The organism is Sphingomonas sp. BL-S-25 (assembly GCF_055521555.1).
The window spans coordinates 346681-367234 of record NZ_CM145486.1; the positions used below are offsets into that span (position 1 = coordinate 346681).

The 20554-nt window shown below is 65.0% G+C and carries 25 protein-coding genes and 1 tRNA gene; 24 read left to right on the forward strand and 2 right to left on the reverse strand.

Translation table 11 applies throughout. The features are described from left to right. Positions 1–13 precede the first annotated feature (13 nt). The 13 genes from ACZ1H8_RS01720 (at position 14) to ACZ1H8_RS01780 (ending at position 10840) form a co-directional block, all read left to right on the forward strand. Entirely contained in the window at positions 14–901 is an 888-nt protein-coding gene (locus ACZ1H8_RS01720) for an AraC family transcriptional regulator (RefSeq protein ID WP_465179681.1), read from the forward strand. Between the two features lie 92 nt (positions 902–993). Continuing rightward, positions 994–3606 (forward strand): TonB-dependent receptor, encoded by a 2613-nt coding sequence (locus ACZ1H8_RS01725; RefSeq protein WP_465179682.1) that lies wholly within the window; start codon positions 994–996, stop codon positions 3604–3606. Positions 3607–3617: 11 nt separating this feature from the next. Next, a complete protein-coding gene (locus tag ACZ1H8_RS01730) occupies positions 3618–4700 on the forward strand; it encodes an NAD(P)-dependent alcohol dehydrogenase (protein ID WP_465179683.1) in 1083 nt (360 codons plus the stop codon). After that, positions 4697–5644 (forward strand): alpha/beta hydrolase, encoded by a 948-nt coding sequence (locus ACZ1H8_RS01735; RefSeq protein WP_465179684.1) that lies wholly within the window; start codon positions 4697–4699, stop codon positions 5642–5644. Before ACZ1H8_RS01730 ends, ACZ1H8_RS01735 begins: the two co-directional genes overlap by 4 nt. A gap of 400 nt (positions 5645–6044) precedes the next feature. Beyond that, entirely contained in the window at positions 6045–7289 is a 1245-nt protein-coding gene (locus tag ACZ1H8_RS01740; RefSeq protein ID WP_465179685.1) for a tyrosine-type recombinase/integrase, read from the forward strand. Beyond that, on the forward strand, positions 7286–7525 hold the full coding sequence (locus tag ACZ1H8_RS01745) for a hypothetical protein (RefSeq protein WP_465179686.1): 240 nt from the start codon (positions 7286–7288) through the stop codon (positions 7523–7525). Before ACZ1H8_RS01740 ends, ACZ1H8_RS01745 begins: the two co-directional genes overlap by 4 nt. Beyond that, entirely contained in the window at positions 7522–8271 is a 750-nt protein-coding gene (locus ACZ1H8_RS01750) for a hypothetical protein (RefSeq protein ID WP_465179687.1), read from the forward strand. The genes ACZ1H8_RS01745 and ACZ1H8_RS01750 overlap by 4 nt, the downstream gene beginning before the upstream one ends. Positions 8272–8303: 32 nt before the next feature. Then, positions 8304–8540 carry a helix-turn-helix domain-containing protein gene (locus ACZ1H8_RS01755; protein WP_465179688.1) on the forward strand — a complete coding sequence of 79 codons (237 nt, stop codon included), beginning with the start codon at positions 8304–8306 and terminating at the stop codon, positions 8538–8540. Between the two features lie 184 nt (positions 8541–8724). Then, positions 8725–8925, forward strand: a complete 201-nt coding sequence (locus ACZ1H8_RS01760; protein WP_465179690.1) for a hypothetical protein — start codon at positions 8725–8727, stop codon at positions 8923–8925. Next, positions 8925–9215: a hypothetical protein gene (locus ACZ1H8_RS01765; protein ID WP_465179691.1), complete on the forward strand. Its 291-nt coding sequence runs from the start codon at positions 8925–8927 to the stop codon at positions 9213–9215. Before ACZ1H8_RS01760 ends, ACZ1H8_RS01765 begins: the two co-directional genes overlap by 1 nt. Then, positions 9212–10039 (forward strand): hypothetical protein, encoded by an 828-nt coding sequence (locus tag ACZ1H8_RS01770; protein WP_465179692.1) that lies wholly within the window; start codon positions 9212–9214, stop codon positions 10037–10039. Before ACZ1H8_RS01765 ends, ACZ1H8_RS01770 begins: the two co-directional genes overlap by 4 nt. Positions 10040–10041: 2 nt before the next feature. Then, complete coding sequence (locus tag ACZ1H8_RS01775; protein WP_465179694.1) at positions 10042–10737, forward strand: hypothetical protein; 696 nt, start codon at positions 10042–10044, stop codon at positions 10735–10737. Beyond that, on the forward strand, positions 10682–10840 hold the full coding sequence (locus ACZ1H8_RS01780) for a hypothetical protein (protein WP_465179695.1): 159 nt from the start codon (positions 10682–10684) through the stop codon (positions 10838–10840). The genes ACZ1H8_RS01775 and ACZ1H8_RS01780 overlap by 56 nt, the downstream gene beginning before the upstream one ends. A gap of 316 nt (positions 10841–11156) precedes the next feature. Here the strand turns inward: ACZ1H8_RS01780 and ACZ1H8_RS01785 are convergent. Further along, positions 11157–11246 (reverse strand) — tRNA-Ser (locus ACZ1H8_RS01785). A 134-nt stretch (positions 11247–11380) separates the two neighbouring features. On the opposite strand from ACZ1H8_RS01785, the gene hspQ reads away from it, so the two are divergent. From hspQ to ACZ1H8_RS01805, 4 genes are all read left to right on the forward strand, one after another. Next, positions 11381–11761: a heat shock protein HspQ gene (hspQ, locus tag ACZ1H8_RS01790; protein ID WP_465179696.1), complete on the forward strand. Its 381-nt coding sequence runs from the start codon at positions 11381–11383 to the stop codon at positions 11759–11761. A 158-nt stretch (positions 11762–11919) separates the two neighbouring features. Then, complete coding sequence (gene rplU, locus ACZ1H8_RS01795; protein ID WP_465179697.1) at positions 11920–12294, forward strand: 50S ribosomal protein L21; 375 nt, start codon at positions 11920–11922, stop codon at positions 12292–12294. A gap of 23 nt (positions 12295–12317) precedes the next feature. Then, the gene (gene rpmA / locus ACZ1H8_RS01800; RefSeq protein ID WP_110151222.1) at positions 12318–12587 is read left to right on the forward strand and encodes a 50S ribosomal protein L27; all 270 of its coding nucleotides are present in this window, start codon (positions 12318–12320) and stop codon (positions 12585–12587) included. 167 nt (positions 12588–12754) lie between these two features. Beyond that, on the forward strand, positions 12755–13312 hold the full coding sequence (locus ACZ1H8_RS01805; RefSeq protein ID WP_465179698.1) for a GNAT family N-acetyltransferase: 558 nt from the start codon (positions 12755–12757) through the stop codon (positions 13310–13312). 63 nt (positions 13313–13375) lie between these two features. On the opposite strand, the gene ACZ1H8_RS01810 is transcribed toward ACZ1H8_RS01805, so the two are convergent. Then, positions 13376–14227, reverse strand: a complete 852-nt coding sequence (locus tag ACZ1H8_RS01810; RefSeq protein WP_465179699.1) for a metal-dependent hydrolase — start codon at positions 14225–14227, stop codon at positions 13376–13378. A 54-nt stretch (positions 14228–14281) separates the two neighbouring features. Between ACZ1H8_RS01810 and ACZ1H8_RS01815 the strand changes: the two genes are divergently transcribed. The 7 genes from ACZ1H8_RS01815 to spt all read left to right on the forward strand — a co-directional run bounded on the left by ACZ1H8_RS01815 (position 14282) and on the right by spt (position 20523). Further along, on the forward strand, positions 14282–14872 hold the full coding sequence (locus tag ACZ1H8_RS01815; RefSeq protein WP_465179700.1) for a TetR/AcrR family transcriptional regulator: 591 nt from the start codon (positions 14282–14284) through the stop codon (positions 14870–14872). 65 nt (positions 14873–14937) lie between these two features. Continuing rightward, positions 14938–15993, forward strand: a complete 1056-nt coding sequence (obgE, locus tag ACZ1H8_RS01820) for a GTPase ObgE (protein WP_465179702.1) — start codon at positions 14938–14940, stop codon at positions 15991–15993. Between the two features lie 74 nt (positions 15994–16067). After that, on the forward strand, positions 16068–16844 hold the full coding sequence (locus ACZ1H8_RS01825) for a hypothetical protein (protein ID WP_465179704.1): 777 nt from the start codon (positions 16068–16070) through the stop codon (positions 16842–16844). A 39-nt stretch (positions 16845–16883) separates the two neighbouring features. Then, the gene (gene proB, locus ACZ1H8_RS01830) at positions 16884–18029 is read left to right on the forward strand and encodes a glutamate 5-kinase (protein WP_465179706.1); all 1146 of its coding nucleotides are present in this window, start codon (positions 16884–16886) and stop codon (positions 18027–18029) included. A 13-nt stretch (positions 18030–18042) separates the two neighbouring features. Then, positions 18043–18948: an NAD-dependent epimerase/dehydratase family protein gene (locus ACZ1H8_RS01835; protein WP_465179708.1), complete on the forward strand. Its 906-nt coding sequence runs from the start codon at positions 18043–18045 to the stop codon at positions 18946–18948. A 70-nt stretch (positions 18949–19018) separates the two neighbouring features. Next, complete coding sequence (locus ACZ1H8_RS01840; protein WP_110151229.1) at positions 19019–19261, forward strand: acyl carrier protein; 243 nt, start codon at positions 19019–19021, stop codon at positions 19259–19261. An 8-nt stretch (positions 19262–19269) separates the two neighbouring features. Continuing rightward, positions 19270–20523 carry a serine palmitoyltransferase gene (gene spt, locus ACZ1H8_RS01845; RefSeq protein ID WP_465179710.1) on the forward strand — a complete coding sequence of 418 codons (1254 nt, stop codon included), beginning with the start codon at positions 19270–19272 and terminating at the stop codon, positions 20521–20523. Positions 20524–20554: the final 31 nt, after the last annotated feature.

Genomic DNA, 20554 nt, shown 5'->3' on the forward strand with positions numbered 1-20554 from the left:
CACCACCCAGGCGGTGCCGCCCCCGCGGCGGCACCTGTTCTGGCGCGAGGTCGTCGCCCAGGCGTTCCCCGGCATGACCGCGATCGCACCCGAGGGGATCCGCGCCGAGCTGGCCCGCTGGCGCATCGGATCGGTCGGCCTTGCCCGCGCCCGCAGCGCCCGGGCGCAGGTCCGGCGCGAGGGCAATCGCGACGGGCATAATCTGCTGCTCCACCTGCAGCGGCGCGGCCGCCTGACGATGCTGCACGGCGATCTGGCGGTGTCTGGCGGCATGGGCGACATCCTGATCGCGGATGATAGCCGGCCCTATGCGATCGACATATCCGACGCGAACGAGTGCCTGATCCTCCAGGTGCCGGCGTCGTTGCTGGGCGATGATATCGGGCTGGGCACGCTGCACGGCCGGCTGCTGCCCGGACAGGATCCGCATGTCGCCTTCCTCAATCACATGCTGCTCGGCCTATGGGATCAGCGCGCGGTGCTGGGCGATGTTGACGAGGGCGTGGGCGAGTTGCTGGTCGATGCGACGCGGCTGGTCTGCCGCCAGCGCTCACGCGCCGGCTTCGTAGCGGCTGGGGCAGAGACTCCGGTCGCATATGCGCTGCGCCATCTGAACGATCCCGAGCTGGGAACTGCGAGCCTGTGCGCCGCCACCGGCCTGAGCCCGCGCGCGGTGCAAAAGGCATTCCTGCGCGAAACCGGCCTGACGCCCACCGCCTTCGTGACCGAGCGTCGCCTGACCCGCGCCGCGGAACTGCTGGTGGCGGAGTCCGGCCGCAGCGTGACCGACATCGCCTTTTCGCTCGGTTTCAACGACGCGGCTTTCTTCAGCCGCTGCTTCCGTCGCCGCTTCGGGACCACGCCGCGCGACTGGCGGATTTCGGGTGCGCGTCCGTCCTGATCGCGGTGCGCACCCGTCCAAGACGGGTCGGACGGTGCGCGCTAGCCTCTGTTGACAAACGCCAGGATGGGCGTGTCATCGGGAGAGGAAGAATGCGCATTGGTCTCGCCACGGCCCTGCTCGCGTCGGCGGCATGGGTCGCCCCAGCCTGGGCCCAGACCGCCGAACCGCCTGCCCAGCCTGACGCTCAGGCGGATAGCAAGCAGGACAGCGGCATCGCCGAGATCGTCGTCACCGCACAGAAGCGCGCGGAGAATGTCCAGAACGTCCCGATCGCCATCTCCGCCTTCGAATCGGTCACGCTTCAGGAGCGCGCGGTCAACAGCGTCGCCCAGCTTTCGGCGATCGCACCCAACGTCAATCTGGATGCCGGCACGCCCTTTTCGGGATCACCGGCCGTCCTGTCGGCCTATATCCGCGCAATCGGTTCGGACGATTTCGCCTTCAACATCGATCCCGGCGTCGGCCTGTATCTGGACGGCGTCTACCTCGCCCGCACGGTCGGCGCGAACCAGGACCTGATGGACGTCGCGCGCGTCGAAGTGCTGAAGGGGCCGCAGGGAACGCTGTTCGGCCGCAATACGATCGGCGGCGCGATCTCGATCGTCACGCGCGATCCGGGCAAGGAGTTCGGCTTTCAGGGCGACGTGACGACGGGCAGCTATAATCTGCTGAGCGCACGCGGATCGGTCGACATTCCGATCACCGACGGCCTGGGCGCGATCCTGAGCTTCGGCGTCAAGTCGCGCGACGGCTATCTGAAGCGCGTGCCCTATCCCGACCAGCGCGCCAACAATACACCGTCCTACACCGCTTTCTCCTCAGCCGGCTATGGCAATGGCGACCGCGAAGGCGGCAACGACAACTGGAACCTGCGCGGCAAGCTGAAATGGTCCAACGGAGGTCCGGTCAGCCTGACCCTCTCCGGCGACTATAGCCGCGACAAGGGGACCAGCGCCAACAAGCTGCTGGGCACGGCGGAAACCGTTCCGGGCAATTTCGCCGGCACCGCCAACCTTCCCGGCACGGCGTTCGATCCCACGGGCACCACCGGGTTCAATTTCGCCGGCCTCTATAATTTCTGCATCGGCGCGACCCCGGGCCAGATCGCCGCGCGCAATGCCCAGGCGCTGTGCGGGACGTCCGGGACGCAGTTTAATCCGCGTTTCCAGATTCCGAGCTATGCCGGCGTCAATGTCGACGGCAATCCAGCCAATGACCGCCTGCCCTGGGACAGCCGCTATCTGATTGCTGATCCGGACCGGAGCTATGCCACCGGCAACAGCTTCTCCGACCTCAAAAACTGGGGCTTTTCGGGCGTGGTCGATTTCGACCTGAGCGACGCGGTGTCGCTCAAGTCGATCACCGCCTACCGCCAGCTCGACTGGGCGGCGGGCCTCGACGCCGACGGCTCGCCGCTCAATTTCCTCCAGCTCAGCTTCACCATGAACCAGTGGCAGTTCAGCCAGGAAGTGCAGCTGCTCGGCAAGGCGCTCGACAACAAGCTGAACTATGTGCTGGGCGGCTATTATTTCAAGGAAGCTGGCAACCTCCACGACTATGTGACCTTCGCCGAAGGCCAGGTGCAGGTCGATGGTCCGAACCGGCTGGAGACCGCCAACTATGCCGCGTTCGGCCAGATCGACTATCGCCCGACCGAGTGGCTCGGCCTGACGGTCGGCGGCCGTTATACCAACGAGAAGAAGCGGTTCGAGGGCGGCCAGCAGGAACTGAACGGGTTCAACTACAAGCTGTTCGGCTGTTCCGACGCGAACGGCAACATCACCCCCAACGGCCCCTTCCCGCTCGCGCCGGTGACCTGCCAGACCGGGCTCAGCTATCCCGATCCGAGCAATCCGGTGCGCGTCTATGTGCCGGGCACGAACCGCAAGAGCTTCAGCAATTTCTCCCCCAAATTCGGCATCCAGCTCCATCCGACCGATGCGGTGATGGTCTATGGCAGTTGGTCGCGCGGCTACAAGACCGGCGGCTGGACCACGCGCCTGACCAACCCGCAGGGCAATGTCGCACCCGATTTCAACGAGGAGCAGGCGACCACGATCGAGGTCGGCGTCAAGTCGACGCTGCTCGACCGCAAGCTGCAGCTGAACGCGGCGGCGTTCACCACCGACTATCAGGACATTCAGCTCAATATCCAGATCGGCACCTCGCCCACGATCGCCAATGCGGGCGACGCGCGGATCCGCGGTTTCGAACTGGAAGCGATCGTGGCGCCGGTACGCGGGCTGACCGTCAACGCCTCGCTCGGCTACATCGACGCGACCTATACCAGTGTCTCGGCCGCGGCGGCGGCGGTCGGCGGCCCCAATGCGTTTCAGGCCGGGACTATTGTCGGCGCGCCGCTGCCAAAGACCCCCAACTGGAAGATCAACGTCTCGCCCCGTTATGAAACGCGGATCGGCAATGGCGGATCGCTCATCTTCCTCGCCGACTGGAGTCACGCCAGCAGCGTGTGGAACGACACGCAGCGCACTTATATCCTGCGGCGCGACCCCGTCGATCTGGTCAATGCCAGCATTTCCTATCAGGAACCGGGCGGTCACTGGACGCTGGGGGTCGGCGCGACCAACCTGACCAATGACCGCTACCTCACCTCCGGCGGCTCGAACATCGCCGATGGGACCTTCTTCGGCACCTATAGCCGCCCGCGCGAATGGTATGCGCGCTTCGGCTTCAAATTCTAGGACGGCGCTACATGGAGATTCAAGCAGCCGTCACCGAGACGGCAGGGGGCGCCTTCCGGATCGAGCAACTGACGATCGAAGCGCCTGGCCCCGACCAAGTACTGGTGCGGATCGTCGCCTGCGGCGTCTGCCATACCGACATGGTGATGCGCGACGGGGCGCTGCCGGTGCCCTTCCCCGCGGTGTTCGGGCATGAAGGTGCGGGCATCGTCGAGATGGTCGGGCCCGGCGTCACCGGCCTCTCTCCCGGCGATCATGTGCTGCTCAGTTTCGACAGCTGTGGCCAGTGCTCGGCCTGCCATGATCACCAGCCCGGCTACTGCCCCGAATTCTTCCCGCGCAATTTTCTCGGCATGTTGCAACCACACCAGGGCGGCCTGCGGCGCGGCGATCAGCGGATCGGCAGCAATATCTTTGGCCAGTCGTCCTTCGCCACCCATGCGCTGGCGCATCCGCGCAACGTCATAAAGGTCGATCCCGACCTGCCGCTCGAGCTGCTCGCGCCGCTCGGTTGCGGGATACAGACCGGCGCCGGGACCGTGCTGGAAACGCTCAAGCTGGAGGCCGGCCAGTCGATCGCGATCCTGGGTGCCGGCGCCGTCGGCCTGGCGGCGGTGATGGCTGCGGTCATCGCCGGCGCAGGGCGCATCGCTTTGCTCGATCGACACCAGCACAGGCTCGACCTCGGGCGCGAGCTTGGAGCGACCGAAAGCGCAACAGGTCCGGACATGCTGATCGGACCGTTCGACCATATCGTCGATACGACCGGGGTGCCCACCTTGCTCGGTGCGGCGGTCGACCTGCTAGGCGCACGCGGGACGTTGGCGCTGGTCGGTGCCTATCCATCCGACCCAAGGCTGTCGATCGACGCGTCGGCGATCATGAGCATGGGGCGCCGCATCGTCGGCGTGGTGGAGGGCGGCATAGATCCGCAGCGCTTCGTCCCCGACCTGATCGACCATTATCGCGCGGGGCGGCTGCCGATGGAGAAGCTGGTGCGCACCTATCCCTTTGCCGCGATCGACCAGGCGGTTCATGACTCCGAAAGCGGTGACGTGATCAAGCCGGTGCTGCTGATAGACCAGGATATATGAGCGAAGCCACCGTGCGCGAGGATGTTGCCGCGTTCCTTGCCTATCTGGCGGAAAGCGCAGCGCCGCCGATTTCGGCACTGTCGATCGAAGCCGCGCGGCTGGTGATGCGGGCAAACTGCACGCTTGCCGATGCGCCGCCGGTCCCGCTCGCGCGGATCGAGGATATTGTCGTCCCCGGCCCAGCCGGCGCACTTCCCGCGCGCCTCTATGATCGCCGCACCGATCGCAGCGAGAGCCCGCTGATCCTGTTCTTTCACGGTGGTGGTTTCGTGATCGGCGACCTGGAAACGCATCACAGCTTCTGCACCTGGCTGGCCGATACGCTCGACCTGCCGCTGCTCGCCGTCGATTACAGGCGTGCGCCCGAACACCCTTTCCCGGCCGCGCCCGACGACGCCGAGGCTGCCGCACGCTGGGTCGCCCAAGCGCCGGACGCCTTCGGCTTTCGCGTGACCGGCCTGATCCCCTGCGGCGACAGCGCGGGCGGCAATCTGGCAATCGTCACCACGCAGCAGCTCGCGCAGCGGCCGGCACCAATCCCCGTTCAGGCCTGCTGGGCCCTCTACCCCTATGTCGGCGGCGGCACCGACTGGCCCTCCTATCGCACCTTCGGCACCGGATATTTTCTCGGCACGGAGGAGATGGCCTGGTTCGATGCCCAGTATCGCGCGCCGGCGGGCGATCCGCGGCATGATTGTCTGTACGGCTCGATCCCGCCCGTCCCCCTGCTGATCCATATCGCGGGGCGGGATCCCCTGCGTGACGCGGCCAGCGCCTATGCGGACCGTGTCCGAGCGAAGCACATCCCGGTCAGTCAGTTGCAAGCCAATGGCATGATTCACGGCTTCATCACGTTCCGCCAGGCGATCCCGTCCGCCCGCGATGATTGCACCGCCTTCGCGTCCGCCGCCAAGGCCATGCTAGACCACCATAGCGGCCACTAGCCCCGGACGGGACAATGATTGGCAGCCAGGCGGCACGTGAGTCGCCGGGATGACGCTCAACCGCTGCTGATCGCCATCGCGTCGAGAAACTCTCGCCTTGCTGAACGGGGACCGTTCCGATTGCGCTCAATGTGAGGCGAAAGGCTCGCGCACCGTGCAGCCGGGACTGGAGAAATCCACGGGAAGTTTGGCTCGAAATGGAGCACGGCATCAAAGGCCGCTGGCGGAGAGGGTGTCCCCGAAACTAGCGTCCCGATGCATCCGCCAGCATTAAAATAGTCGAGTAAAATAGGCGATATTCTGGCCAAACCAACTCCGTTCCCGTCCCGTTCTATCCGGTTGCGTTCCCATAAAACCGGCCTATTATCGGGGAACGGATTTGGGAACGGAGACGCCAGCCATGCCCCGCAAGCTCAGCAACGCCCTAACGCCCTTGGCGGTCAAGAACGCGAGGCCCGGACGCCACGCGGACGGGGGCGGGCTGCATTTGCTGGTGAAGGAAACCGGCGCGCGGTCATGGGTCTATCGCTTCATGCTCAAGGGCAAGTCGCGTGACATTGGCTTGGGCGCGGCTGGACAAGGCGGCATTTCCCTTGCCGATGCTCGCACGGCGCGCGATGCTCTGCGGCTCAAGGTGAAAGCCGGGATTGATCCACTGGAGGAACGCCAGCGAGAGGCCACAGAGGCGCTTGCGGCGGCTCAGGCGGCTGCCATTGCCGGAATGACGTTCAAGGCCGTGGCAGAGGCTTATATCGGCGCGAATGAGGCAAGCTGGCGCAATGACAAGCACCGGCAGCAATGGCGCAATACGCTGGCCGGCTATGTCTATCCCGTCATGGGCGAATTGCCGGTTGCCGACATTGCCACGGCGCATGTGCTGAAAATCCTTGAACCGATCTGGCAGGACAAGCCCGAAACCGCCAGCCGCATCCGTGGCCGGATTGAAACCGTGCTCGATGCCGCCAAGGCGCGCGGGTATCGGGAGGGCGAAAACCCTGCCCGTTGGCGCGGCCATATCGCGCAAATCCTGCCTGCCCGTTCCCGGCTCACGCGCGGGCACCACAAGGCGATGCCTTATGAGGCAATCCCGGCGTTTATGGCCAAGCTGCGGGAACGTGACGCAATGGCGGCGCTGGCGCTGGAGTTTGTCATTCTCACGGCTACGCGCACCAGCGAAGTGCTGGGGGCAACTTGGGCCGAAGTCGATTTGGACAAGGCAATCTGGACCGTGCCAGCGTCCCGCATGAAGGCGGGCAAGGAACATCGCATTCCCCTGTCCCCGCGCGCTGTCGAGATTCTGGAGGCCGTGAAGCCGCTGGGCAAGGCGAGCCTGTTTCCAGCCGACAAGGGCGGCAAGCTGTCCACTATGGCAATGTCGATGCTGCTGCGCCGCATGAAGCTGGATTGCACCGTTCATGGCTTCCGCTCTGGCTTCCGCGATTGGGCTGCCGAATGCACCGGCTATGCCCATGAAGTTTGCGAAATGGCGCTGGCCCATGTGATCGGCAACAAGTCCGAAGCGGCTTACCGGCGCGGCGATCTATTCGACAAGCGACGGCGGCTCATGGCCGATTGGGCAACCTATTGCGCCAGCGGCGGCGCGGCTGGTGCCAAGGTTTCGCCAATCCGGGGAGCGGCGGCATGAGTGAGGCGCTTTCTCCGCTAGAACTAGAATTGGCAGCTTACAGCCCGCTGGAATTGGCTGAACTGGACGATACCGTTCGGATTTTACTGGAGGCTGCCAATGACGGGACGACGGCTTACGCTGCTGCCCGGCGCGCGGTTTACGCAACGCTCAGGTTCGCAATTTCCAGACGCCTTGTGGCCGAGGCGGGTGCCAGCCGCACCGCAACAATCATTCCGTTTCGGGGGCGGGAATGAGCGACGGCGACGACTTCCTAAGCGAGCTTCACCGCACCGACCCTTGGATTGCTGCGATCACGCCCGAGCGTATCGCAACCGCGTTAAAGGAGTTTCCGTTGCCGCTGGCTGCGGGATGGGATTTGGCGCGACTGGCCAGGTCGATTCAAGATACGGCAAATGTCGCGCGGGGCGATCCACCGCAAAGCGATGCCGACGCGATAGCGGAACTGGCAAAGTTGGCAGATAAAGCGAAGGCACTGCACCGGGCAATCTCTCGCATGGGCAAAACCGCCGCGATTGCCGCGTTTTGGGAAGCATTCCGGCATTTGGGGGAGAGCCACAATGCCGACCGAATTGACTATGACGACGATTACAAACCCTTGATGCTCCAGCCGCTGGAGACGATTGCCAACATTCTTGCGCGTGCTGCCTCGCAGACTGGCACGCGACCAAAGCAAGCGCCCCGCTGGCAGGAAAAGCACCGCCAAGAGCGGCGGATAGGATTCGCCATTGCCCTAATCCCGGTATTCCAGAGCGCATTCGACACGCCAGCGCGTGCGAACAATTGGGGCGCGGAATATGGCGACAAACACCCGTGGCCCGAATTTTACCAACGCATCTATGTCGAGCTGTTTCCCGGCGAAGAGCGGCTAAATCTTCCCGAAGTGCTGCAAGAGGCGGCGCGTCAACTGCCGCACGTGGAGGCGATGAAGCAATGGCTGGACGGGCAGGAAGCTACTCTCCCCGAAAATTCCAGCGAGTAGCTTCCTAGAGGGGCAACCCCCTCAGCAAATAGATGGTGTCCCGCAACGTTCGGGCAATCCCGCACGGACTTGCGGGATACTTCACCATGAAAGCATACGGCACTTTGCCCGAAGCTCAGCAATTCACGGGCATGTCGCGCACGCGGCTTTATGAACTGCTCCAGCAAAACAAGATCACCGCCCGCAAGGCCGGGCGGCGCACGTTGATCTCGTTTGCCGATCTCGAAGCCTATCTGGCCAGCCTCCCGACCTATCAGGCGGGAGCATGAGCGATGGCAGCACATATGCGAAACGCCGGGGTGCAGCCCGGCGTCTCACGCAATCAACTTCGCGGCTGGTTGCATTCCCCCTCTACCGCATCGGACTGGCAGGCTCAAACGCTTTCCTCCCGTTTCTGCCTGTCGCCTTGGATGGCGCGGGATATGGCGCGGCTCTGCTTTGGGGAGGGCTGCAATGACTGAGCGGCCTTTTACCGATCACCGGGCAGCGGCGCTTGCCCTACTTAACGGCAATCACCGGCTCAGCCGCAAGGCCGGGCAATTCCTTGGCCAGCTTGCCGTCGATTCCACGCCCATGAGCGAAGCGCAGGCCGATTGGCTGGCGAAGCTACTGGACCGCGCGGGCTTGCCGCCGATGGCAGGGGGAGGCGCATAATGGGCACCTATCCCGATGCACCGGGGCACCGGAACGTGGAAACCTCGATTGCCGCTGCCGATGCCCTTGCGCCCAAGCTGGGGCGGCTCCAGCGCATGGCAGAGGGCGCAATCCGCGATGCTGGAGCGCATGGCCTGACTGCCGATGAACTGGCGGCGCAGCTTGATTTGGACCGCTGGTCAATCCAGCCGCGCACCAGCGAATTGAAGCGCAAGGGGCTTATCCGTGACAGCGGGCAGCGCAGGCCGAATAGCACCGGCAAGCTGGCCATTGTCTGGATTGCCGCATGATCGCTGCCGCCATGCGCAAGCCGCACATTAGCGCCCGGCATGGTGGCGCTTTGAAACTCCACCGGGATTGCGGTTTCGGTGGAGTTTCAATTGCACCGCTCCTGTCGCAATCGCCCGCAAATCCGCCGATTGCCCCAACTGGCACGGCGCTTGCGATTAATTACCTTACCTCTGGTGTGGCAGCCCTTTCCGCTGGAGGCACCGGCAGGGGCGGCGCGCGCAACCGTGCCGACCGGGAGAGCCATGCACTGACAGCCGCTCAGATTTGCAGTCTCAAGGCCGCTGAGAGCCATGCCGAAAAAATCGGGCTGCCCTTTACCCGCATGATCTCGATTCACTGGCAGGCGGCTGGAGTGCCATTGGCGGGCATGGCGAAGGCGACCTATCGCTTTACCGACCTGCTGACAAAGGCGCTGGCGCGGCATGGCAGCGGCACGGCATGGCTCTGGACGCATGAAAACGTCCCCGGCAACGGCCATGACAAGGGCGGGCACTGTCACTTGCTCGCCCATGTGCCTGCCGATCTGGTGCCCGTTGTTACGGCGCTGCAACGGGGCTGGCTTCGCCGCATCACCGGGCAGCATTACCGGGCGCGCGTGATCCACAGCAAGCCGATTGGCGGGCGGCTGGGGCTGGAGGCAGGTAATCCCGATCTCCACGCCGTCAATCTGGAGGCGGCGCTTGCCTATGTCCTGAAAGGGGCAAGCCCTGAGGCCGCGTCACAATTCGGCCTGGAGCGGCTGGAACCGGGCGGGCGAGTGATCGGCAAGCGTTGCGGCACCTCTCAAAACATCGGCGCGAAGGCGCGAAACGCAAAGGACTGACAATGGCGAAAAAGGCGAAGCCCAATCCCGCCGATGGACTGGTGGCGCCGGGCGAAACCGGCAAGCTCGAAGTCGAAAAGCGGACAGACGAAAAAATCGGGCGGACGCTGGCCCGGATCACGCTGGACCCGCAAACCCGCAATGCCAATCTGGCAATGTCGTTCGGCTCGCAAATGTTTGGCGATCAGCTCAAGCCCGATATTGCCGAAAGCAGCGCCGTGCTGGCTGAGAAAATTCAGCGGGCCATGAAGGGCGACCTGTCGCTGGCCAGTCGCATATTCACATCGCAAGCGATCTCGCTGGACGCGCTCTTTACCGACATGGCCCGGCGCTCAGGTAACAACATGGGTCACTATCCCGACGCGGCGGACAGATACATGCGGCTGGCGCTCAAGGCCCAAGCTGCCTGCCGTTCCACGCTGGAGGCTTTGGCAAGGCTCCACCAGCCGCGCGAGCAAACCGTCAAGCATGTGCATGTGAATGAAGGCGGGCAGGCCGTGGTTGCCGATCACTTCCACCAGCATACGGGGGACCGGGAAAATGGAAAATCAGTCAAACAATCCGATGCAACCGGCCCGGCTGGGGCAATCGCCGCGCTGCCTAGCCCGGACCCGTTTGGGAACGGAGTGCCAGTCCCCGGCGGTGAAGGGCAAGCGCCGCTGCCGGATGCACGGCGGCACGAATCCCGGCGCACCTAGGGGCAACCGCAACGCCCGAAAGCATGGCGGCTATTCTGCCAAGGCAAAGGCAGCGGCCCGCTACGTGAGGGAAATTGCCCGGCTGGTGCGCGATACGCCATGACCTGAATCTGATTGGCTCGCCTCCCGCGCATTTCGGCGCTTTCGGTCGATTGCACGTTGTCAGTCATTTTTGACGGGGAAACTGCCATTGCCGCAAAGGCGCGGATCCCCGCCATTTCCAGCCGCGATTTGTCGCGTAGGGTGTGTATCAAACTGCACCTGCACCAGCCGGGAAATTACCCTGATCTGGCCTGCCCGATCTGCAAACCCGTTCCGGCGGCATTGTGAGCCTAAGCGCCTAGCGCCCGCTCTATCGGGGAGCGGTTATGGGAACTGGGCCGATGAATCGAAAAAATATCAACAAAATCAATGGAACTTGGCGGAGAGGGTGGGATTCGAACCCACGGTGAGCTTGCACCCACAACGGTTTTCGAAACCGCCCCGATCGACCACTCCGGCACCTCTCCGCTGAGGCGCAGCACCCTGTTCCAACCTGGTTGGAGCAGCGCACCGGTCGCTGTGAGGGGCGGCCTCTAGACGAGTCGTTCGGCGGCCGCAAGCCCCTCCTTGCGCGTTGCTGCCGACTTCCTAGATTGAGGTCATGAACACACGCGCAATCCCCCAGAGCCCCGTCGATGTCGGGGTCGTGATGCCCCAGGTCGCCGTCGCACGTTTCGCGCTGGGCGATGTGGTGCGCCACCGGCATTTCGATTTCCGGGGCGTCATCTTCGATGTCGATCCGGTCTTTGCCAACAGCGACGAATGGTACGAGGCGATTCCCGAGGACATCCGTCCGCGCAAGGACCAGCCCTTCTATCACCTGCTCGCCGAGAATGACGACTCGAGCTACGTCGCCTATGTCAGCCAGCAGAATCTGGAGGCGGACGACAGCGAGGAGCCGATCGACCATCCCGCGATCGACGGCATGTTCGATGCCTATGAACAGGGTCGCTATCGCCTGAAACCGGGGCATCGCCACTAAGGCCGTGCCCCGGAACCGCCAACGGCTTCATCGCTTCGATTTATGCGTGAAACGTTCACCTTTTAGTTGACTTCGCCGGGGGCTTGGCATAGCTGCGCCCTTCCTCCTGCCGGGACAAGTTCCTGGCGGGCACATGCATTTGGTTAGAGAAGAGAGCCATGTTCGCTATCGTGCGCACGGGCGGCAAGCAGTATCGCGTTGCCGCGGGAGACAAGATTGTTGTCGAGAAGCTCGACGGAGAGGCCGGTTCGACGGTCACTCTGGGCGACGTGCTGCTCGCTGGCGAAGGTTCGGACCTGAAGCCGACCGATGGTCTGACGGTATCGGCCGAGATCATCGCGCAGGCGAAGGGCGAGAAGGTCATCGTCTTCAAGAAGCGCCGCCGGCATAACTATCGCCGCCGCAACGGCCATCGCCAGCAGCACACCATCCTGAAGATCACCGCGATCGGCGCTCGGGAAGAGAAGAAGAAGGCCGCGCCGAAGGCGAAGGCCGCTGCCGCCGAGGGCACGACCCCGGCTGCGGAAGCGTAATCGAGATACGAGGAGCATAGGCAATGGCACATAAGAAAGCAGGCGGCTCTTCGCGCAACGGCCGCGACTCCGCAGGCCGCCGCCTCGGCGTCAAGAAGTTCGGCGGCGAAGCCGTCGTCGCAGGCAACATCATCGTCCGTCAGCGCGGTACCAAGGTGTATCCGGGCGTGAACGTGGGCATGGGCAAGGACCATACCCTCTTCGCGCTTACCGACGGCCGCGTGTCGTTCAAGCAGGGCAAGCTTGGTCGCAAGTTCTGCTCGGTAGACATGATTGCGGAAGCTGCCGAATAACATCGGGTAACCAGCCGGGTTGCCCACCAGGGTGACCCGGGTCCGATGCGGACCAGACGAACAAGGGAGACGGGTCGCCCCGGCTCCCTTTTTTCGTGCTCCCTCCCCTGCGTGTCTCAACCGCGTCATGTGATCGCGGCATGGGCACCGAATTGAGGAGAGTGGTCATGTTCGCGCGTACGGAAAGACTGACGTTACGCCCCGGCTGGATCGAAGACGCGCCCGAGCTGGCGCGCGCGATCAATCACTGGGAGGTGTGCTCGAAGCTCGCCACCGCCCCCTGGCCCTATTCGGAGCTGGATGCCGAGGAGTTCCTCGGCATGCCGCGCGACCAGGCCGATGCCATCTTCCTGATCTTCGCGCATGATCGCGGGGCAACCCGGCTGGTCGGCGGCGTCGGGCTCGGCACCGACGAGGATGGCGAGACCGAGCTCGGCTATTGGCTGACCCCGGATGCCTGGGGCCGGGGCTATGCGACCGAGGCGGCGCAGGGCGTGGTCAGCCTCGCGCGCGACACGTTGCGGATGAAGCGACTCGTGTCCGGCCACTTCCTCGACAACCCCGCATCGGGCCGGGTGCTGCGCAAGCTGGGCTTCCGTCCCACCGGCCGAATTGTCCAGCGCGACTCGCGGGCGCGCGGCGCGAAGACCGCCTGCGCGCTGTTCGAGCTGGACCTGTGCGGCGACGCGGCCGACGGCGACCCGCGACCGCGAATGGCGGCCTGAGTCGCAATAGATCCTCACGTCCCGTCTCTCCACGGGGCGTGAGGATCGTATCACGTCATCGGCTCATGCCGCCGTCGCCAGACGGGCGGCCTCATAGTCGCTTTCCGCCTTGTCGATCAGCGCGCGCTGGTCGTGATTCCAGGGATGAAATCCCGGCAGGAAATAGGCGATCCAGCCTGGGACGATCCTGCGCAACAGGCCCGGCTGCACGGTCAGATACCAGAACAGCGCCGCCCACGCCCTCGGCCCGCGGATGCCGTCCTGCGCCAGCAGGTCGAGCGCCCCTTCGATCCGATGCTTCCAGAAATCGCCGGTGATCACCAGCATCAGCAGCGACTTGACCTTCCACCGCTTCCACCGCGACCAGTTCCGCGTCGCATGCATCCAGGTGTCATAGGCGACGCCCTTGTGCTCGATTTCCTCGATCGCGTGCCAGCGCCACATTGCGGCGCTCTCGGCATCCGCTCCCTTCAGCTGGCGCGGATCGCGCAGGATCTCGCCCGCGAAGATCGCGGTATAATGTTCCAGCGCCATCGTCGCCGCCAGGCTGACGATCGGCGGGCGTGCCGCGGCCAGCGCCAGCACCTGATCGACCCGAGCCTCAAGCCGCGACACGTCATAGCCCGCATCGACGACCCGACGGTTGAAAGCGACATGCTCACGGCTGTGCATCACCTCCTGCTGGGTGAAGGCGCGGATCTCACGGCTCAGGCGCTCCGGCGTGCCGTCGCGAAACGCCTTCACCGAGTCGATGAAGAAGGCCTCGCCCTTGGGAAAGGTGACCGACAGGGCATTGTAGAAGGCGGTGGCGATCGGGTCGCCGCCCAGCCACCAGCGGTTCTGCCTCGACTGGCGTCCGAAACGACGGTCGCGTGGCGTGATGGACAGGTCCGCTGGCGTTTTTGCTTTCCCCACGGGAAATCTCCAGTAAGTCCGTATGACACTGGGGCCTAGATTTTACTTACAACAATGTCAATAACGCCACGCCGCCGCCTGTCCCCCGAGGAGTCCCGCGACGCCGCGCTCGATGCCGCGCGCCAGATCCTGCTCGACGACGGGCCCCAGGCCGTGACGCTGAAGGCGGTCGCCGCGAAGATCGGCCGTACCCATGCCAATCTACTGCATCATTTCGGATCGGCAGCGGGATTGCAAAAGGCGCTGGTGGCGCGACTGGCCGAAGGCGTGACGGCGCGGATCGGCGAGGCGATCCTGCGCGCGCGGGGTGCCGACCATAATCCCCGCGAGGTCGTCGATCTGACCTTCGACGCGTTCGACAAGGGCGGAGCCGGCGCACTGGCAAGCTGGATGATCCTCAACGGCAACCAGGACGTGCTCGACCCGATTCTCGAGGCAATCCAGAAGCTGGTCGACATGATCGCCAAGGATCATGGTCACGAGGGCCTGTCGTTGCAGGAAGAGACGCTGCAACTGGTCCTGACCGCGATGGGCGACGCCCTGCTCGGCGCGCCGATGGCCAAGGCGCTGGGTCTGCCCCGGGAAACCGCGCGAGATCTGGCAACGAAGGCGATGATGACCGCGCATCTTCATTCGGAAGCCTGAATCCCGCGCATCTTCGCATAAGCCGGCAGGTTCTCTTTCCGGCGCGCTTGCTCTAAGGGCGCGGGATGCATTTTCTCGACCAGGCAAAGATTTTCGTCCGCTCCGGCGCGGGCGGTCCGGGAGCCGTCAGCTTCCGGCGTGAGAAATATATCGAATATGGCGGCCCGGACGGCGGCAATGGCGGCAAGGGTGGCGACATCATCTTCGAAGCCGTTGCGGGCCTCAATACGCTGATCGATTTTCGCTATACCCAGCATTTCCGGGCACCTCGCGGGCATGGCGGATCGGGATCGAACCGCACCGGTGCGGGCGGTGACGATCTCGTGATCAAGGTTCCGGTGGGCACCCAGGTGCTGGCCGACGACGAAGAGCGCAGCCTGCTCGTCGATCTGACCAGGGTCGGGCAGCGGGTGGTCTTCCTGCGCGGTGGCGATGGCGGACGCGGGAATGCCAGCTACAAGACCTCGACCAATCGCGCCCCCCGCCAGCACGGTACCGGATGGCCGAGTGAAGAGGCCTGGGTGTGGCTCCGGCTGAAGCTGCTCGCCGATGCCGGGCTTGTCGGACTGCCCAATGCCGGCAAGTCGACCTTCATCAACGCGGTCACCAATGCCCAGGCGAAGGTCGGCGCCTACGCGTTCACGACCACCCGTCCCCAGCTGGGCGTGGTACGTCACAGGCAGCGCGAATTCGTGGTCGCGGACATCCCCGGCCTGATCGCGGGCGCAGCCGAAGGCGCCGGCGTGGGAGACCGGTTCCTCGGTCATATCGAACGCTGCCGGGTGCTGCTGCATCTGGTCGATGCCAATGACGTCGATGTCGCCGAAAGCTATCGCATCGTTCGCGACGAACTCGCGGCCTATGGTGCCGGCCTTGACGACAAGGAAGTCGTCATCGCGCTCAACAAGATCGATACGCTGGACGACGAGTTGATCGCCGCCCTGTCGGCCGAGCTCGAGGATGCCAGCGGCGCCAAGGTGATCCCGATCTCGGGCGCGGCAGGCACCGGCATCGACTGGGTTCTTGACGAGTTGCTCGACAAGATCGGCCCTGCGGTCAGCACGATCGAGGTGCCCGAAGGGGATCAGGGCGAAGATACGCTCGAATGGTCGCCGATTTGAAGCATTTCGCGGCGACCCTGACTCCCTGAACAGCGATTCGCGGAAAGGAAACGCCGATGGGGTTGGGAGAGCAGTTGCGACGATGGTTCGGCATGTCCTCACAGGACGAAGCCCCCGCCCCGCCCCCGCCATCGGCGGCCGACGCGCCAGAGGATGCCGCGCTCGACGCCTCGTTCGACGCGCGGACCCGCTATTGGTCGCGCGTCGGCACCGTCGAATCGGACGTCATCACCCATCTGATCAGCCCGCAGTTCATGGGCGGCCCCGCCTGGCCGACCACGCGACAGGCCTATCGTGTCGTTCGCCGGCCTGACGGGACCGTCCTGCTGGCAACCGATGGCCTCTCCGACCCCTTCGATGGCGAGAGCGCCGACACCAATGGCTATGGCATGGAGATCTTCATCCAGTGCGCCGATCTGCCGCCCGAACAGGCGGGCGGACCTGGCGATATCGCCGCGCTCAGGGGCGGATGGATGTTCGCGCTTCTCAGCCATATTGCGGGGATCGTCGCCCGGAATGGCGGCATCGTGCCGATGCTCGACCGATATGACGGCCTGCTGTCGATGGAACTGCCGGGGGTGTCGCAATCGCACCCGATCGCGTCGCAGGTGCCTGCCCGCTTCTTCACCGGAGACGACGCGCTGGGCGTGCTGATCGGGGGGCCTTCGCCGGACTTCCCGACCGTGATCGAGGACATGCCGATCGCGCCGGTCCGGATCGTGCCCATCGTCCTGCTGACCGCGGCCGAACTGGGCGAGGTCCGTGCCGGCGACCAGACCACGCGCGTGACACTGGCGGAGGGGCTGGCCAAGCAGCCCTATACAAGCCTCAAGAGGGAGTCGCTCGTCTAGGGCTTGGGTCCGTTCTCCCTGCCCGCTAAGAGCGACGCCATGAGCGCCCGCCTCGCCCCTGCCGACATGACCGCGTTCGCGCCCGGTCGTTGTGCACGCCTGATCGTGAAGGTCGGCTCGGCCTTGCTGGTCGACCCGGTCGGGCAGGTCCGCCGCGACTGGCTGACCGGCCTGGTATCGGACATTGCCGAACGCGTCCGCGCCGGACAGCAGGTCGCGGTGGTTTCCTCGGGCGCAATCGCGCTGGGCGCCCGCCGGCTCAAGCTGCCCAAGGGCGGACGCGCCAGCCTGGAGGATGCGCAGGCGGCGGCCGCGACGGGGCAGATCGCGCTGTCCGGTGTGTGGGCCGAGTTGCTGCATGGCGAAGGTCTGACCGCGGCACAGATCCTGGTGACGCTCGACGATCTGGAGGATCGCCGCCGCTACCTCAACGTCTCCGCGACGCTCGACCGGCTGCTGAAGCTGGGCGTGCTGCCGGTGATCAACGAGAATGACTCGGTTGCGACCGAGGAAATCCGGTTCGGCGACAATGACCGGCTGGCCGCACGCGTCGCGAGCGCGGCGGGCGCCGATGGCGTCATCCTGCTGTCCGATGTCGACGGGCTGTATGACCGCAACCCGACGACCAACCCCCACGCCACGATGATCCCGGTCGTGGAGAAGCTGGACGCGCGGATCGAATCGATGGCCGATCGCGGATCGGCATCCGGCATGGGCTCGGGTGGCATGGTCTCGAAGATCGAGGCGGCCAGAATCGCGACGAGCGCCGGCGCCCATCTGGCCATCGCGACGGGACGAATCGACCATCCGCTGGAGGCGCTTGCCGAGAGCGGCCACGGTACGATCTTCGTCGCCAGCCAGGGCGCCCGCGCGCGCAAGGCCTGGCTTCGCGGCGGCCTGACCGCCAAGGGCACGATTCATATCGATGCGGGCGCGGTCGAGGCGCTGCGCCAGGGCCGCAGCCTCTTGTCCGCAGGCGCGACTCGCGTCGAGGGGCGGTTCGCGCGCGGCGACCTGGTCGTGATCGCCGGACCGGACGGAACACAGCTGGCCCGCGGCCTTGCCGAATATGATCATGTCGACGCACATCGCATAACCGGGCGACGCAGCGAGGAACTGGGGACCATCCTTGGCTATGCGCCGCGATCGGCACTGGTCCATCGCAGCCATATGGCGCTGCTGTGACGGAGGGATCCAGGTGAGCGTGCTGGCCATCACCGGGGGAACCGGCTTCGTCGGGTCGCGCCTGATCGCCGAGGCGCTGGCGGCCGGGCACCAGGTCCGCGCCCTCACGCGGCGCGCGCAGGCCGAGCGCGACGGCGTGATCTGGGTCAAGGGCGACCTGCACGACCTTCCGGCGCTCGCGCGGCTGTGCGAGGGCGCCGCTGCGGTCATTCACGTCGCCGGCGTGGTCAATGCGCCGGACAAGGCCGGCTTCGCCGCGGGCAATATCGACGGCACCCGCAACATGCTCGACGCAGCCGGTCAGACAGGCGCCGGACGCTTCGTCCATGTCTCGTCGCTCGCGGCACGCGAGCCTGAGCTGTCCACCTATGGCTGGTCCAAGGCGGAGGGCGAGAAGCTGGTCGAGGCGTCGTCGCTCGACTGGAGCGTCGTGCGCCCGCCAGCAATCTACGGTGCGGGCGACATGGAAATGCTCGAGCTGTTCAAGCTGGCGAAGCACGGTCTCGCACTGCTCCCGCCCGGCGGGCGGCTGTCGGTGATCGAGGTCGGCGACCTTGCCCGGCTGTTGCTGGCGCTCGCCGTGACCGATGCGCCGGGATTGAGCCTCGACGCCGATGACGGGACGGAAGGCGGCTGGAGCCACAAGGCATTCGGCCTCGCCATCGGGACGGCATTGGGCAAGCGGGTCGCGGCGCTCGCGCTGCCCCGCGTGCTGCTGATGGCGGGCGCGCATCTCGACCGGCTGGTCCGCGGCAAGGGCGCCAAGCTGACCCCGGACCGCGTCGCCTATTTCTGCCATCAGGACTGGGTGATCGACTCGACCCGCCGCCCCCCCGCCGATCTGTGGCGCCCCCAGGTACCGACGCCCGATGGTCTTGCCGCGACCGCGGCATGGTATCGCGCGCAAGGGCTGCTATAGACGCGCCCATAAGACGCCGCATTTGCTTGGCAGGGCGGCCGCTGCACCCAAGAACAACAGGGACGAACCCGTGACCGATCGCTCCGAAATCTTCGATACCGTCGCCGCCCAGATCGAGCCGTTCAACAAGAAGGGCGTGGCGCTGACCGAGACTACTACGTTCGCCGGCGATCTCGAATGGGACAGCCTGACGGTGATGGATTTCGTCGCGGCGATCGAGGACGAGTTCGATATCATCATCACGATGAACATGCAGGCCGAGATCGAGAATATCGGTCAGCTGGTCGACGCGGTCGCCAAGCTGAAGGGCTGAGCCACGTCATGAGCGAGAGCATCCAGACGCCCGACGCCCCCGCCCCGCTGACGGGTGCCAAGCCGGACCTGATGAGCAAGTTCGACGGCCTGATCGCCGAGCGCCAGGCACTGCTCGACAGTGGCGTTATCGATCCGTTCGCGATCGTGATGGAGCAGGTCAAGTCGCCGACCGAGGCGGTGATCAAGGGCCGTGACACGATCCTGCTCGGCACCTATAATTATATGGGCATGACGTTCGATCCGGACGTGGTGCAGGCAGGCAAGGACGCGCTCGACACCTTCGGATCGGGCACCAATGGCAGCCGGATGCTGAACGGCACCTTCCGCGACCATATGGACGTCGAACAGGCGCTGCGCGAATTCTACGGCACGACCGGCGCGATCGTGTTCTCGACCGGCTATATGGCCAATCTGGGAATGATCTCGACCCTGGCCGGCAAGGGCGACTATGTCATCCTCGACGCCGACAGCCACGCCTCGATCTATGACGGCTGCAAGCAGGGCTATGCCGAGATCGTCCGCTTCCGCCACAACTCGGTCGAGGATCTCGACAAGCGGTTGGGGCGCCTGCCCGCCGAGGCGGGGAAGCTCGTCGTCCTGGAGGGTGTCTATTCGATGCTGGGCGATATCGCCCCGCTGAACGAGATGGTCGCGGTCGCCAAGAAACATGGCGCGATGGTCCTGTCCGACGAAGCGCATTCGATGGGCTTTTTCGGCCCCAATGGCCGCGGCGTGTACGAGGCTCAGGGCTGCGAGGGCGATGTCGACTTCATCGTCGGCACCTTCTCGAAATCGGTCGGCACCGTCGGTGGGTTTTGCGTGTCGAACCACCCGAAGTTCGAGGCGATCCGCCTCGCCTGCCGCCCCTATATCTTCACTGCCTCGCTGCCGCCCTCGGTGGTCGCGACTGCAGCGACCTCGATCCGCAAGCTGATGCACGCCCACAACAAGCGCGCGCATCTGTGGGAAAATGCCCGCACGCTGCACGCTGGCCTCAAGGACATGGGGTTCAAGCTCGGCACCGAGACCCCCGACAGCGCGATCATCGCGGTGATCCTGGAGGATCAGGAACAGGCGGTTCGCATGTGGCAGGGACTTCTCGAAAACGGTCTGTACGTCAATATGGCGCGCCCGCCGGCGACCCCGGCCGGGACCTATCTGCTGCGCTGTTCGCTGTGTGCCGAGCACACGTCGGAGCAAATCCAGCGCGTGCTCGGCATGTTCAAGGCGGCCGGCCAGGCAGTGGGCGTGATCTCCTAGAACGGACAGGTCGTCCGGCCGGATCGACAGG